This window comes from Streptomyces sp. NPDC001700 (assembly GCF_053596435.1).
Genome location: NZ_JBSFGE010000008.1, coordinates 254363 through 269306 on the forward strand (window position 1 = coordinate 254363; position 14944 = coordinate 269306).

Annotated in this window: 13 protein-coding genes and 2 pseudogenes; 7 read left to right on the forward strand and 8 right to left on the reverse strand. The window is 70.6% G+C overall.

Annotation, left to right across the window (positions count from 1 at the left end):
* The first annotated feature begins 197 nt into the window (after window positions 1–197).
* The 6 genes and pseudogenes from ACWC5C_RS17920 (at window position 198) to ACWC5C_RS17945 (ending at window position 4295) form a co-directional block, all read left to right on the forward strand.
* A complete protein-coding gene (locus tag ACWC5C_RS17920; protein ID WP_450876314.1) occupies window positions 198–674 on the forward strand; it encodes a hypothetical protein in 477 nt (158 codons plus the stop codon).
* 140 nt (window positions 675–814) lie between these two features.
* Entirely contained in the window at window positions 815–1465 is a 651-nt protein-coding gene (locus ACWC5C_RS17925; RefSeq protein WP_450876315.1) for a GntR family transcriptional regulator, read from the forward strand.
* A gap of 66 nt (window positions 1466–1531) precedes the next feature.
* A pseudogene (locus ACWC5C_RS17930) lies at window positions 1532–1615 on the forward strand (PIG-L family deacetylase); the annotation flags it as partial.
* Window positions 1616–1786: 171 nt separating this feature from the next.
* Window positions 1787–1969 (forward strand): annotated as a pseudogene (locus ACWC5C_RS17935) (4-oxalomesaconate tautomerase); the annotation flags it as partial.
* 28 nt (window positions 1970–1997) lie between these two features.
* Window positions 1998–2948, forward strand: a complete 951-nt coding sequence (locus ACWC5C_RS17940; protein ID WP_450876316.1) for a catechol 2,3-dioxygenase — start codon at window positions 1998–2000, stop codon at window positions 2946–2948.
* A gap of 54 nt (window positions 2949–3002) precedes the next feature.
* A complete protein-coding gene (locus tag ACWC5C_RS17945) occupies window positions 3003–4295 on the forward strand; it encodes an MFS transporter (protein ID WP_450876317.1) in 1293 nt (430 codons plus the stop codon).
* 7 nt (window positions 4296–4302) lie between these two features.
* On the opposite strand, the gene ACWC5C_RS17950 is transcribed toward ACWC5C_RS17945, so the two are convergent.
* The 7 genes from ACWC5C_RS17950 to ACWC5C_RS17980 all read right to left on the reverse strand — a co-directional run bounded on the left by ACWC5C_RS17950 (window position 4303) and on the right by ACWC5C_RS17980 (window position 12567).
* Window positions 4303–5232, reverse strand: a complete 930-nt coding sequence (locus tag ACWC5C_RS17950) for an NADP-dependent oxidoreductase (RefSeq protein ID WP_450876318.1) — start codon at window positions 5230–5232, stop codon at window positions 4303–4305.
* Window positions 5233–5317: 85 nt separating this feature from the next.
* Entirely contained in the window at window positions 5318–6196 is an 879-nt protein-coding gene (locus ACWC5C_RS17955; protein WP_450876319.1) for an ATP-binding cassette domain-containing protein, read from the reverse strand.
* Entirely contained in the window at window positions 6193–8028 is a 1836-nt protein-coding gene (locus tag ACWC5C_RS17960) for a dipeptide/oligopeptide/nickel ABC transporter permease/ATP-binding protein (RefSeq protein WP_450876320.1), read from the reverse strand. Before ACWC5C_RS17960 ends, ACWC5C_RS17955 begins: the two co-directional genes overlap by 4 nt.
* Entirely contained in the window at window positions 8025–8966 is a 942-nt protein-coding gene (locus tag ACWC5C_RS17965) for an ABC transporter permease (protein WP_450876321.1), read from the reverse strand. The genes ACWC5C_RS17960 and ACWC5C_RS17965 overlap by 4 nt, the downstream gene beginning before the upstream one ends.
* Before the next feature lie 20 nt (window positions 8967–8986).
* Window positions 8987–10492: an ABC transporter substrate-binding protein gene (locus tag ACWC5C_RS17970; RefSeq protein WP_450876322.1), complete on the reverse strand. Its 1506-nt coding sequence runs from the start codon at window positions 10490–10492 to the stop codon at window positions 8987–8989.
* 35 nt (window positions 10493–10527) lie between these two features.
* Complete coding sequence (locus ACWC5C_RS17975; protein WP_450876323.1) at window positions 10528–11415, reverse strand: sugar phosphate isomerase/epimerase family protein; 888 nt, start codon at window positions 11413–11415, stop codon at window positions 10528–10530.
* Between the two features lie 48 nt (window positions 11416–11463).
* Window positions 11464–12567 carry a Gfo/Idh/MocA family protein gene (locus ACWC5C_RS17980; protein WP_450876324.1) on the reverse strand — a complete coding sequence of 368 codons (1104 nt, stop codon included), beginning with the start codon at window positions 12565–12567 and terminating at the stop codon, window positions 11464–11466.
* Between the two features lie 238 nt (window positions 12568–12805).
* On the opposite strand from ACWC5C_RS17980, the gene ACWC5C_RS17985 reads away from it, so the two are divergent.
* The gene (locus tag ACWC5C_RS17985) at window positions 12806–14005 is read left to right on the forward strand and encodes an ROK family protein (protein WP_450876325.1); all 1200 of its coding nucleotides are present in this window, start codon (window positions 12806–12808) and stop codon (window positions 14003–14005) included.
* Between the two features lie 28 nt (window positions 14006–14033).
* Here ACWC5C_RS17985 and ACWC5C_RS17990 read toward each other — a convergent pair whose 3' ends face one another.
* On the reverse strand, window positions 14034–14858 hold the full coding sequence (locus ACWC5C_RS17990) for an IclR family transcriptional regulator (RefSeq protein ID WP_450876326.1): 825 nt from the start codon (window positions 14856–14858) through the stop codon (window positions 14034–14036).
* Window positions 14859–14944 lie beyond the last annotated feature (86 nt).

The window sequence follows — 14944 nt, forward strand, 5'->3', positions numbered from 1 at the left end:
AGGGGTATGCCATCACCCGCTTACATCGTTGTAAAGAGCTGGTGCAGCGCGGGTTTCCGGGTCTGGTGGGGTTCATGGACACTCGGCACACGCCGTCGCAGACTGGCCCCAGGCTCCAGGAGTCACCCCGTACAAGGCTTCAGGAGCCACCCCGCATACGTCCCGGGGTGCGCCCCGGCCGACCCGCTGGAGACATCGTGGCCGTGCAGATCTGTTCGTTGATCGTCGCTGAACCGCAGGTGATCCAGCCCGGCGGCTACCGCGTGGTGCGGTTCCCCTTCGGCACTGCCGAGGCCTACGACGCGCGGGGCATGCATCAAGTGGCCCAGCCCGACGGCTATACGATCCGCAACTGGCGTACCGATGACCGCGCGGGGCTGATCTGGCCCTCGGCCGACGGGTGGGGCGCGCTGACGGCGATGGTCCAGTGGGAGGCCGGGGGCTACAGCGAATTACGGGACCGGTTCGTACGGGATCCGCTCGGGCTGTCCACGGGTGCGGACTCGACCGCCACCGATCACCGTCCCCCGAGCCGCGGCATGCAGTGCTTCACCAAGCACCATGAGATCTTCGTGCATCCGGGGACACCACTGGCGCTGATGGTCTCTCACAACAGCCGCTCTCCGGTGAGGCTGGTGCTCGCCGAGTTCAAGCTCGCCATCCATCAGCTCTGAGGGGCCAGACCTCGCCCCTGATGCCCTCGATGGCCGCCCGTACGAGCGGAGTGCTCTGTCGGCAATGTAGCCAACAAAATCGTTGACAATCTTGTTGGCCTAGATTTACCTTCGACACGCACTCACTCAGGGAGAGCACGATGCCGAAGGAAGCCCGTCCAGGCACCGGAGAACAGGCCAAGCAGCACGCGCTGACGCAGCTGAGGGAGGCGATCCTGCGCGGCGACATGGCGCCCGCCCAGCGGCTGGTGGAGAACGAACTCGCCGAGCAGTTCGGGGTGACCCGGGCCAGCATCCGCGCGGCCCTGATCGACCTGGCGTCCGAGGGGCTGGTGGAACGGATCCGCAACCGCGGATCGCGGGTGCGGGTGGTGACCGTCGAGGAGGCGGTGGCCATCACCGAGTGCCGCATGGTCCTCGAAGGCCTCTGCGCGGCCAAGGCGGCCGCCGAGGCCAGTGAGGAGCAGCTGACCGAGCTGGCCGACCTGGGCGCGGCGATGTCCAAGGCGGTCGCCGACGGCGAACCGATGACGTACTCCCGGCTCAACCACGAGCTGCACGCCCGCATCAGGGAGATCTCCGGCCAGCAGGTGGCCGTGGAACTGCTGGAGCGGCTCAACGCGCAGCTGGTGCGCCACCGTTTCCAGCTCGCCCTGCGGCCGGGGCGGCCCCAGCAGTCCCTGAGCGAGCATCTGGCCATGATCGAAGCGATCAGGGCCCGGGACCCACGGGCGGCCGAGTCGGCCGTCCGTACCCACCTCGCGGGTGTGATCGACGCGTTGCGCGAATGACGCGTCGCGCGCATGGCGCGGCAGGGGTGGAGGGTCAACGACCCGTCCATCAAGGAGAGTTCGGCTATGACGCACGGCAAGGCGCCCACCGCCACCCGCTCGACGCTGGTGATCAGCGCGCACGCCGGTGACTTCGTGTGGCGGGCGGGCACGCCGCCGGTGTTCTTCTCCGAACCGCACCAGCCTGAGTTGTGCGACGTCACCCCGCAGGTCACGGGGGAGCTGGCATGAGCGGTCCCGAGGGGGGCGCTGCATGCTGATGCGCGGCGGCACCTCCAAGGGCGCGTACTTCCTGGCCGAGGATCTGCCCGACGCGCCTACGGCGGCACCGTCATGACCCGCACCTTCGTCCCCGTCCGCTGCCATACGGCCATCGGCGTGCTGGGCGCCGCGAGCGTCGCCGCGGGGCTGCGCGTCCCCGGAAACGTCGGCGAGGACATCGCCGCGGTCGTCCGTACCGCGCGCAAGCTCTTCGACGGCACGGTCTTCCCCCGTCCCGTCTGAACTCCCCCTCACCTCAAAGGAGTTGCCGATGGCCCCGCCGCTCGGGGACATCGCCCACCTCGGGCATGTCGAACTGCTCACCCCCGACCCGGACCGCAGCCTGTGGTTCTTCACCACCATCCTCGGCCTGACCGAGAACGGCCGCTCCGGCGACTCGGTGTACTTGCGGACCTGGGACGACTACGAACACCACAGCCTCACCCTCACCGCACACCGGACCGCCGCCATCCGCCGCACCGCGCTGCGCGTGTCCGGCGAGGAGGCCCTGCGGCGCCGGGTGGAGGCGCTGGAGAAGGCCGGACACGACGGCCACTGGGCCGAGGACGAACCGGGCATCGGCCCGCTCTATGTCACCCGTGACCCCGACGGCCATGAACTCGCCCTGTACTGGGAGAGCGAGTGGTACGAGGCACCGCCCGAGCTGGCGCCAGGGCTGAAGAACCAGCCCCAGGCCAAACCCGCCCACGGCGTGGGCGTCCGCCGCCTCGACCACGTCAACTTCCTCGCCGCCGACGTCGAACCCAACGCGGTCTTCACCCGCGACCTCCTCGGCGCCCGCCCCACCGAGCAGATCGTCCTCGACACCGGACGGCTCGCCGCCCAGTGGCTGACCTTCACCAACAAGTCGTACGACCTCGTCTACACCGAGGACTGGTCCGGCTCCCACGCCCGGCTGCACCACATCGCGTTCGCCACCGACACCCGCGAGGACATCCTGCGCGCCGCCGATCTGTGCCTGGACAACGGTGTCCACATCGAGACCGGCCCGCACAAGCACGCCATCCAGCAGACGTTCTTCCTCTACGTCTACGAGCCGGGCGGCAACCGTATCGAGCTGTGCAACCCGCTCACCCGCCTCGTCCTGGCCCCCGACTGGCCGCTGATCACCTGGACCCAGGCCGAGCGCGCCAAGGGTCAGGCCTGGGGTCTGAAGACCATCGAGTCCTTCCACACCCACGGCACACCGCCCGTCGACTGACCCTCCCTCCATCCCTTCGAGGGGCCTCGGCCTCCAGGACGAGAGGAAACCCCCATGTCCCCGACAACCGCCCCCGCCGGAACACACGGCATACGACTGGCCGCCGTGGTCGTCGGCCTGTGCTGGATGGTCGTCCTCTTCGACGGCCTCGATCTGTTCATCTACGGCGCCGTGCTGCCGGGCATGCTCGACGACCCGGACCTCGGACTCACCCCCGGCCGGGCCGGTGACCTCGGCAGTTACGCCACGTTCGGCATGCTGCTCGGCGCCCTGTCGGCGGGCACGCTCACCGACCGGGCCGGGCGGAAGAAGGTGATCATCGGGTGCACCGTGGTGTTCTCGCTGGCCTCGGCCCTGTGCGCGGCCGCCCCCACCCTGGAAGTGTTCGGGCTGGCCCGGTTCATCGCCGGGCTCGGCCTCGGCGGGCTGCTGCCCACCACCATCACGCTCGTCGCCGAATACGCCCCGCGCGGCCGCTCCAACCTCATGATCGGACTGCTGATGACCGCCCACCAAGCGGGCGGCATCCTCGCCGCCTGCCTGGGCCTGTGGGTGGTGGAGCCGTTCGGCTGGCGCTCCGCCTTCTGGATCGGGGTGGCGCCGCTCGTCATCGCCGTGCCACTGGTGGCGAAGTTCCTGCCCGAATCCCTCGGTTTCCTCATCGTCCGGGGCCGCACCGACGAGGCGCGCCGCCTCGCCCGCCACTACGAGGTCGAACTGCCCGCCACCACCCACGCCCCCACGGCGCCGCCCGACCGCTGGGGCGCCCTGGCAGCGCTCTTCCGCGACGGCCGCTGGCCGCAGACCGTGCTCTTCTGGTGTGCCTCCTTCGGCGGGCTCCTCCTGGTCTACGGCGTCAGCACCTGGCTGCCCACGATGATGCGCGGCCAGGGCTATGAACTCGGCTCCGCGCTGTCCTTCCTCATCGTCATCAACCTCGGTGGCATCGTGGGCATGCTGCTGGCCGGGCGCACCGCCGACCGCTTCGGCGCCGCCCGCGTCGCGGCCATCTGGTTCGGGTGCACCGCCCTCGGCATCTATCTGCTGGGCGTCCACATGCCCCTGGCACTCACCTACGCCGTCGTCTTCCTGACCGGTCTGTGGCTCTTCAGCGCCCAGACCATGGTGTACGCGACGGTGGCCGGGCGCTCCACCACCGAGAACCGGGCCACCGCGATCGGCTGGACGTCCGGGATGGGCCGCTTCGGCGCCGTCTTCGGCCCGTGGCTCGGCGGCCGTCTCGTCGACGGCAACGCGGAGGGCTGGGGGTTCACCGTGTTCGCCGTCACCGCGCTGTGCGCCACCGTCCTGATGGTCCTGAGCGGCCTTGTCCGGACCGGCGCATAACGGTGCGTCAGGTTCGGCGCATCTCCAGCACCACCTTGCCCCACGGGTGGCCGGACTCGACTTCGCGCAGCGCCGCTTCGGCCTCCTCGAAGGGGAAGACCCTGGTCACCCGTGGGTCCAGCCGTCCCGCCACCACCCGGCGGGCCAGCTCGGTGAGGGTTTGTGGCGAGCTGTTACGGGTCAGCGGCCGGGCGCCGAACCGGGCCGCCGTACGAGCGTCGGCCACCGTCAGCACCCGGTAGCGCGGCGGGATCAGCGCCGCGACACCCTCCAGCGCCGCGCCGCCCACCAGGTCCAGAACCATGTCGGGGCCCTCGGGCAGGGCCGCCTTCAGCTCCTCGCCGAAGTGGCCGCTGTCGTAGGGGACCGAGGTGGCGCCCAGCGAGGTGACGAACTCCCGCTTGGCCTCGGCCGAGGTGCCGACGACCGCCACCCCGGCCTCGCGCGCGATCTGTGCCGCCGCGACGCCGACACCGCCCCCGATGCCCAGGATCAGCAGGGTCTCGCCGGGCGCCGGACCGAGCAGACGCACCGCGTCATAGCCGGTCCCCGCCGCCACGGGCAGCGCCGCGGCGTCGGTGAACGAGATCCCGTCGGGCTTCCGCGCCGTCCGGTTCGCGGTCAGGACGGCGAAGCGTGCGTAACCGCCGCAGCCCGCCGCGCTGCTGCCGAACACCGGATCGCCGACGGCGAAGCCGGTGACACCCTCGCCGACCCGCTCGACCACCCCCGCCGCCTCCCGGCCGAGAACGGCCGGGAGGTCGAGGGGGAGGAAGTCGCGGTGCATACCGGCGCGGACCTTCCAGTCCACCGGGTTGACGCCCGCCGCGTACACCGCGATCAGCAGCTCACCGGGGCCGGGCACGGGTGTCGGCGGATCGAGGAAGGCCTGCGTCTCCGGTCCGCCGTACCGGGTGAATCCGTAAGCGTCGGGCACGGTGTGTCTCCCCGCGTCGGTGGCTGTCCCGGACACATGGCTACGGGACACATGGCTACGGGACACATGGCTCCTGGACACGGGGCTACGAGCCCGCCGCCGCGAGCCCGCGACGCTGCTCACGGCGGTCCCGCTGCCGGTCCGGGTCGGGTACGAGGGCCGCGAGCATGAGCCGCTGGGTGTAGCGGTCGCGGGGCTGGGCCGTCACCGCACGGGTGTCACCGGATTCCACGATCTTCCCGCCGTACATGACGGCCACCCGGTGGCTGATGCGGCGCACGACGGACAGGTCATGGGTGATGAACAGATACGCGACCCCGGTGCGCTCCTGGATGTCGATGAACAGATCCAGCACCCGGGCCTGGGTGGACAGGTCCAGCGCGCTGACCGGTTCGTCGCACACGATGAGCTTGGGGTCGCGGCACAGCGCCCGCGCGATCGCGATGCGCTGGCGCTGTCCGCCGGAGAACTCCCGGGGCAGCCGGTGAGCGGCGTCCGTGGGCAGGCTCACCTGGTCGAGGAGTTCGCGGATGCGCCCGTGTGCCGTACCGCGTGACACACCGGCCACGAGCAGCGGTTCGGTGAGGATGTCGCCCACGGTCATCGCCGGGTTCAGCGAGGTGTACGGGTCCTGGAACACCACCTGGATCTCGTCGCTGAGCGCACGCCGCTCGCGCGCGCCGAGCCGTGAGATGTCCCGGCCCGCGTAAGCGATCCGGCCCTCCGAGACGGGGGCCAGGCCGAGCACGGCGCGCCCGAGCGTGGTCTTCCCGGAGCCGGACTCGCCGACCAGCCCCACGGTCTCGCCCGCCCGGATGTCCAGCGAGACCCCGTGCAGCGCCCGGAACGGCGGGGTGCGCCACCCCTTGGCGGGGTACTCCACCACCACCCGGTCGACTTCCAGGACGCTGCCGTGAGCCGGGGTGCCCGGGGTGTCCGGCTGCGGTGTCGGGATCGTCGTCATGCCTTCTCCTGCACGGTGGCGTGGGCCGCGGGGCCGTCGGCGAGCGGGGTACGGTGCGGGGCGTCCTCCAGCGTCGACGCCAGCAGCATCCGGGTGTACGCGTGGTGCGGGTTGGCGAAGAGCTGCCCGACGGGGGCCGACTCGACCACCTTCCCGGACCGCATGACGACGACGTGGTCGCAGATGTCGGCGACGACACCGAAGTTGTGGGTCACCAGGATCATGCCCATCCGGCGCTCCCGCTGCAGCTCCCGCAGCAGGTCCAGCACCTCCGCCTGGACGGTGACATCCAGTGCCGTGGTCGGCTCGTCGGCGATCAGCAGATCGGGGTCGCAGGAGACCGCACCGGCGATCAGCACCCGCTGCGCCATGCCACCGGAGATCTGGTGGGGATACGCGTCGTACACCCGCTCCGGCTGGGCGATGCCCACCCGCTCCAGCAGAGCCAGCGCCCGCTTGCGCGCCTCACCGGCCGAGATCTTCAGATGGAGCCGCATGGGGTCGGCGAGCTGGGTACCGATGGGGAAGGACGGGTCCAGGTTGGACATCGGCTCCTGCGGTACGTAGGCGATCCGCCGACCGCGCAGACCGTTCATGGCCTTGCCGCTCAGGCGCCGCAGATCCTGTCCGGCGAACGAGAGGCCGTCGGCCTCGCGCCGCGCCTCGGGCGGGAGCAGGCCCAGGACGGAGAAGGCGGTCTGGCTCTTCCCCGACCCCGACTCGCCGACCAGCCCGACGACTTCGCCATCGCGGACACTGAGCGAGACCCCGTCGACGACCGTGGATTCACCGTCGCGGGTGGGATACGACACCCTCAGATTCCGTACGGTCAGCAGCGCGCCGCTGTCATCGTCACTGGCGGAAGAGTCGGCAGCGGCAGACTTGGCAGGCGGGGCATCAGGCGCCTTGGTACGCCCCGGGCGGCGGGCGGGAGCCGCGTAACCGCTCTCCAGGAGGGTGTCCCGCAGCGCGTTGGCCAGCAGCCCGATCGAGGCGACAGTGACGACGATGGCCACTCCGGGCCCCACCAGCAGCGTGGGCATGATGTACAGGTTGGCGAACGCCTCGTTGAGCATCGCGCCCCAGCTGGCCTCGCTCGCCGAGCCGAGGCCGAGGAACTCGATGCCCGCCTGGATGACGACGGCGACACCGAACATCTGCGCCGCCTGGATGATCGTGGGCGCCTGCACCACCGGCAGGATGTGGCGGCGCACGATCCGCAGATCGCCGAGGCCCGAGACCCGGGCCGCGTCGACGTACAGCTCCTCGCGCACCGAGGTCACCGAGGCGCGGACGAGGCGGAAGACGCCCGGCGCGAGGATGACACCGAGCACCGCCATGGCCGCGTTGGCGTTGGGCCCGATCGCCGCGATGGCCACCAGCAGCACCATGATGGCGGGCGCGGCCATCACCAGGCTCGCCACCCAGCTGAACGCGGCGTCGACCCAGCCCCGGTAGTAGCCGCTGACCAGCCCGGCCGGGACACCGATCAGCAGCGCCACCGCGACCGCGATGAACGCGCCCAGCAGGCTCACCCGCCCGCCGTAGAGCAGCCGGGTCAGGACGTCCCGGCCCACGCTGTCGGCACCGAGCGGATGGTCGGCGCCGAACGGGGCGAACGTGTCCAGCAGCGTCGGGCGGGTGGGGCTGTAGGAGGTGAGCAGCGGCGCGAACACGCTGGCCAGGACCAGCAGCGCCAGCACCGCCAGACAGACCACCGCCACCGGGTTGCGCAGCAGACGGCGCCACACACCGCTGCGGCGGGGGAGCGCGTCGGCCGTACCGGGCGCGGACGAGGTGGCGAGCGTGGTCTCGCCGGGGGAGTCGGTCATCGTACGCGCACCTTCGGGTTGAGCCAGCCGTAGGCGACGTCCACCAGGAGGTTGACCGCCACCACGATGAACACCAGATACACCACGACGCCCATCACCAGCGGGGTGTCGCCGTTGGTCGACGCCGTGACCGCCGCCGAGCCGACCCCGGGCAGCCCGAACACCTTCTCGGTGATGACGGCGCCCCCGACCAGGCCGATGAACTGCACGGACAGCACCGTCAGCGCGGGCGGCGCCGCGTTGCGCAGCACATGCCGGAACAGCACCCGGCGCTCACTGAGTCCCCGGCTGCGCAGCGTCCGGACGAAGTCCTGGCGCAGTACGTCGATCACCGAGCCCCGGACCTGCTGGGCCGTCGCCGCGATCACACCGATGGACAGCGAGACGGCGGGCAGGGTGATCGAGGTGAACCATCCCGAGGGCGACGCCTCGAACGGCACGTATCCGGTCGCGGGCAGCCAGCGCAGCTTCACCGCGACGATCACGGAGAGCGCCAGCGCCGCCAGGAAACTGGGGACCGCGTAGCCGAGGATCGCCAGCAGCTGGACGACCCGGTCGAGCCAGCCCCGCCGTACGGCCGCGGCCACCCCGAGGACGACACTCAGCACCGTCGCGAGGACCAGCCCGGCCACCACGACCGACAGGGTCACCGGCACCTTCAGCGCCAGGCTGGCGGACACCGAGTCACCGCTGAACCAGGAGACGCCGAAGTCACCGCGGACGGCGTGGCCGAGCCAGCTTCCGTACTGGCTGAGCCACGGGCGGTCGAGGCCCAGTTCATGGGTCTTGGCCGCCACTTGCGCCTCGGTGGCCGTGTTGCCGGAGATGTTGCGCACGGCATCGGTGCCGGTGAGGCTCATCATCGCGAACGCCGCCGTGGCGAGGACGTAGAGGAGCACCACCCCGGCCGCCACGCGGCGTATGAGGAATGTCAGCATCGCAACCCTCTTTCGTTTCCTCAGGATGCCGGGGTCATCTGGTAGATCGGTATGGATGACTCGAACGGCTGCGGGGTCACCTTGATGCTGTTCGAGACGCCGTGGACGGAGTCGAGAACGTCCCAGGGGGCGTTGAACGCGTTCGTCTGCACATACCGGTTGATCTGCTGGAACAGATGCAGCTGGGTGGCGCCGGTCGCCTTCCGGGCCTTGCCGATCAGCTGGTTGAGCCTCGGGTCGAAGTCCCCCGCCGGATTCCAGGCGCCGTTCTCGGTGAGCTGGGTGGAGATGTAGTCCCAGGGCCGGTACGAGGCGAGCTTGAACCAGGACATCGCGTACTTGCCCCGCTGGAGTGAGGTGAACAGCTCGGTGCTCGGCACCTTCTTGGTCTTCACCCTGATGCCGATGTCCTCCAGCGCCTGGGTCATCACCGCCTGCTGGGCCGCCGCCACCGAGGACACGTCGGGCATCGTCACCGTGAAACCATGCGGGTAACCCGCCTCGGCGAGCAGTTTCCTGGCCTTCTCGGGGTCGTACGCGTACTTGCTCTGCAGCGACTTCTCGTAGGCGCTGCTCTCGGGGATGGCCATCTGGGAGGTCGCGGTGGCATACCCCATGTTGATCTTCTTGGCGATGGCGTCGCGGTCGAAGGCGTGGTTCAGGGCCTGGCGGACCTTCACCTTGCCCAGGGCCGGAACGATCTTTCCGGCGCGGTCCCAGATGTACAGGCCCTCGACGGCGTCCACATGTGAACTCACCCGCAGCCCACGGCCCTTGACCTGGCTCGCGCTCCGCGGATCGATCCGCGCCCAGTCCACCTGCTCGCCCAGCAGCGCGTTGAGGCGGGCGGTCGGGTCACTGATCGTCCTGATGACGATCTTGTTGAAGGGGAACGCCTTGGTGTTCCAGTAGCGGGGGTTGCGGGTGAAGGTGTAGACGCTGCCGTTGGTCGAGGCGGCCTTGTCCAGCTCATACGGCCCCGAGCCGACCGGGCCCCGCTTCCCGTCCAGCGCCTTCGGGCTGGCCACCATGCCGGACGGGTCGCCCAGGCTGGTGACGAGCGAGGGATCGGGCGCCGACAGGTGGATGGCCACCGTGGAGGGGTTCACGGCCTCGACGGTGTCGATGGCCTTCAGCTTTCCGGCGGCCTCGTTCGTGCCCTCCTTGGTGTGCAGCAGATTCGCCTTCACCGCGGTGGCGTCCAGGGCGGTGCCGTCGGTGAACCTCACCCCCTTCCTGAGCTTCATCGTCAGGACGGTCCGCGAGGTGTCGTACCGCCACGACGTGGCCAGGTTGGGGGTGGCCTCCGCGTTCTTGTCCAGGCGGACCAACGAGTCGAAGACCGGCTCGTAGTAGTTGATGTAGTCCCCCAGACCGGCCGAGGCCAGATCCCAGGGGGTGGCGGTGACCCCCACCGCGAGGGTCAGGGTCTTGTCCCCGTTCCCCATGCCGGAGACGCCGCCGCCACCGCATGCCGTCGCGGACACGAGGGCGAGAACGGCCCCGGTCAGCCCCACTCGTCGCATCGCGCACCTCCTCACCTTGTGCTGTCGCGCGTCGTTCAGCGGTTCTGCCGGGCCCACTTGCCGCACAGCCGGATGCTTTCCTCGGCGGTGTCCCGCGCACCCCGGTCGACCTCGATGATCAGCCAGCCGTCGAAGGTGCCGGGCAGTGCCGCGATGAGCCCGGGGATGTCCACCGAGGCGTGCCCCGGTTCGGCCCACAGGCCCGCGAGGACCGTGGCGCGGTAGTCCAGACCCTCGGCCTTGCCCCGGGCGGCCACTTCGGCGTGGTAGTCCTTGATGTGCATCGCGGCCACCCGGTCCCCGTAGTCGCGCAGGAGGCCGGGGACATCGGCACCGGCCCAGCCCAGGTGGCCGATGTCCGGGCCGAAGGAGAGGGTGTCCGCGGGCACGGTGTCGAGGATGAACCGGGTCTCCTCCTCCGTCTCCGCCCAGGTGCCCACATGCGGATGGAAGGCCGAGGCCACCCCGTTGGCCCGGGTGGTCTCGCCCATCTTCGCGAACACGTCGCGGACCCGCTCCAGCCGGGCGGGGTCGGACTCCGCGCCGACCGCCGGGCGCTTCACCCGGGGTGCCTCCTTGGACATGCCCGTGGCCACGAAAACCGTGGACAGGCCCAGTTCGGCCTGCTGCTCGCTGATCCGCGCCGTCTTGTCGAGATGCGCCCGCAGGCTCGCGTCATCCTCCGGCAGCGGGCCGGATATGTAGCCCGGGGCGGGCGCGAGACCGTGGTCGGAGAGCAGCTTGCCGTATTCGGCGGCCGTCATGTCGGCGGGGACGTCAGCGTGCACCGCGCGGATCCCCGCATCGCTGATGATCTTCAGCCGCTCGGGGAGCGGCGGCGCCAGGGCGGGGTCGATCCAGCCGTCCTCGGTCTGCACGAACTGCAGGGGGTTGATCGCGATGTTCTTCTCGCCGATCGTCATGCGGTGTCCTCTTTCCTACGCGGCTGGTGGCTGAAGGGGGCTGCGCGCTCAGGCGGAGAAGCGGGGCTCGGGGCGTTCGCAGGTGCTGTCCAGCGTCACGACACGCGTCTCTACGGAGGCCGCTTCCACGGCGCACATCGCCTCCAGCACATGGAAGGCGAACGGGGCGTCGGCCCGGTGCGGGCCGCCCTCGACGGCGTTCGCCAGGTCGCGCACCCCGAGACCGCGGCGGGCCTGCTCCTTGGTGCCGACAGCGCCGAACAGGTCGACCACCGGCTCCAGTACGGACCACTCGGCGTCGCCGTGCCGCCTGAGCCGCACATCGCCGTCGAAGTGGTTCGGGTTCGGCAGGGACAGCGTGCCGCCGGTGCCGTAGATCTCCATGAAGGGCAGGTCGGTGTCCCAGATGTCGAAGCTCATCTGCATCGTCGCGATGGCTCCGGAAGCGAAGGTGAGCACGGCAGCGGCGTGGGTGGGGACCGTGACGTCGATCGAGTCGACGGCCCGGCCGGGCGCGGTCACCGTCCGCCGCTCCGCCCCGATCCGGCTCGACCCGGTGACGGTCCTGACCGGGCCCAGCATGTTGACCAGGAGGGCGAAGTAGTACGGCCCCATGTCCATCACCGGGCCGCCGCCCTCCTGGAACAGGAAGCGCGGGTCCGGATGCCAGGTCTCCGCCTTGCTGTGGCGGATGAACGCCGAGGCGCCGATCGGTGTGCCGATGAGCCCGTCGTCGATGGCCTTGCGCGCGGTCTGGCCCGCGCTGCCGAGGAAGGTGTCCGGCGCCGAGCCGAGGAGGCGTCCGCTGCGGGCGGCCGCTTCGAGTACGGTCCGTCCCTCGGCCACCGTCGTGGCCAGGGGCTTCTCCACGTACACATGCTTGCCGGACTCCAGCGCGGTGATGATGGTGCGCCCGTGGTGCACCGGCGGGGTCAGATTGACGACGATGTCCACCGACGCGTCGGCATACAGTTCCGCGTCATCGCCCCAGGCCGGTATGGAGTATTCGGCGGCGGCCGCCTTGGCGCGCGCCACGTCGATGTCGGCCACGCGCACGATCTCCAGCTCCGGGTAGCGGGCCAGCCCGGTGACGTACCGGCCGAAGATGTTGCCGCTGCCCAGGATGCCGATCCGATGCGTCTGCTTGGCCATGGAGGTGATTCCTCTCCGGAAAGGGATGGGACCGTGCGGGTTCTGCCGCCCACACCGTCTGTTAGTTCGCATGGCCAAGGCAAGATGCCGTTTTTAGTTTTTTCTCTTGACTAAAGCCGGTCCAATGAACAGCCTGTCGGGCAGGCGGCAACGCCGTTGGGCGCGAGAGGGAGAGATTAGGTACGTGAAAGTGCATAAACCCGAGGCGCGCGCTACCGATAGGGCCTTGCTGCCCGCGGTGCCTTCCGCATTGCGCAGCGTGCTGGATCTCGTGGTGTCAGGGGAGGCGACCAGCCGCGCCGAGATCGCGCGGCGCAGCGGCCTGGCCCGGTCGACGGTCGGCCAGCAGGTCGACCATCTCGTCGGGCGGGGCCTGCTGCAGGAGCTGGGGTCGAGCGAGTCGGTGCGGGGGCGGCCGCCGAGGGTGCTGACACTCAGCCCGAGGGCGGGGACCATCGCCGTGGCGGACGTGGACACGCTGGAATCCCGGGTGGCGATCGCGGATCTCACCGGGCGCGTGATCGCGCGGGAGGCCGTGGACATCCGGGTCGCCGCCGGGCCGGACGCGGTCCTGGCCGCGGTGGCCGAGCGGCTGTCGGGCCTGCTGGCGGCGTACGGGCGCGATCCGGACCGGGTCCGCGAAGTGGTGGTGGGGCTGCCCGGGCCTGTGGACTTCCAGCGCGGCTGCCCGGTGCAGCCGACCGGCATGCCCGGCTGGGACGGCTATCCGGTCGCCGAGTGGGTGACCAGGACCTTCCGCGCCCCGGCCATCGTGGACAACGACTCCAACCTGATGGCGCTCGGCGAGGCCTGCCAGGACGGCATGGACACTCCGCTGCTGTGCCTCAAGATCTCGACCGGCATCGGGGCCGGAGTCATCACCGCGGACGGCGAGGTGTACCGGGGCGCGGACGGCGCCGCCGGGGACGTCGGCCACATCCGCGCCATCGGCGGCGGCGACGCCCTGTGCTCCTGCGGCAACGTCGGCTGCGTCGGGGCGATCGCCTCCCACCGGAGCATCCTGCGTGGCCTCGGCATCCCCGAGTCGACCGACGAGGACCCGCTGTACGGCGTGCACGTCCTGGCGGAGCGCGTCGCCGACAACGACCCGCCCGCCGTGCGCGCGCTGCGCCAGGCCGCCACCGAGATCGGCGAGATCGCGGCCATGCTGGTCTACATGTTCAACCCGCGCACCCTGGTGCTCGGCGGGCCGCTGAGCGAGCTGCGCGACGACCTCCTCTCCGGGGTCCGCGCCGCCGTCTACCAGCGCGCCCTGCCCCTGGCCACCCGCAAGCTGACCATCACCACGGCCCAGCTCGGCAGCGACTCCGGGATCCACGGCGGCGTCGCCCTCGCCTCCCGGGACGTCTTCAGTGCCGAGGGCATTGCGCGGATGCTGGTGGAGGACGCGGCGGGAGCGCCGGTGGCCGACCGCTGAAGCGGGTCAGAGCGTCGCTGAAGTGTGCTCAGAGCGGGGCGCGGTGGGCCTCGAAGACGGCGAGCCGCGCGGTGATGTCGCGGGACGCCTCGGTCAGCGCGGTGTGCAGCCGGGGGATGCTGCTGCCCGCCGTGGGGGCGATCACCGCGAGGGCGGCCAGATACGCGTGGTCGAGACCGCGCACCGGCACCGCGACGGCGAGATAGCCGCGACGGGCCTCCTCGACCTCCACGGCGTAGTCCTGCTCCCTGATCCGGACCAGCTCGGCGGCCAGCCGGGCGGGGGTGAGGGTGTGCGGCGTACGGCGGTCCATCAGCGGGAGGACGTTGGACAGCGGGTACTGCTCGGGCAGCATGGCGAGGGTGAGCTTGCCCGCGGCGCTGCAGTGCAGCGGGAGGTGACGGCCGCCCGCCGTGGAGCGGGCCCGGTTGCGGTGGCGTCCGGCGTTCTCGATCACCAGCAGTTCCGGGGCGCTCGGCACGGCCAGGTTCACGGCGTTGTCGAGCTGCTGCGCGAGGTTCTCGATGACGGGCCGGGCGGCCTCGCGCAGGGTGCGCTGGCGGGGCGCGCGCAGGCCGATCTCGTAGAGCTGCAGCCCGAGCCGGTACTTGGCGCCCTCCCGCTCCAGGAGGTCTCCGGCGACGAGTTCCTGGCACAGCCGGTGGACGGTGGCCTTGGCGACCCCGGTACGGGCCGTCAACTCCGCGAGACTGAGAGCGAAGTCGTTGTCCCGGAATGCGGACAGAATAAGGCCGACCTTACCGAGAACCGACTTGGGAGTCTCCGGGATCTGCCGCGGCTCTTTGTCCTTTTCGACATACACGTACCCAGTCACCGCACCTGACCTCCTCACGGCCGCCAAAGCCGAGGAAAGGAACGATAGGCGCTTTTCGGGGAGGCCGGTAGGGAGCGTGATCCACGCCTATCGGCCCCCCTTTG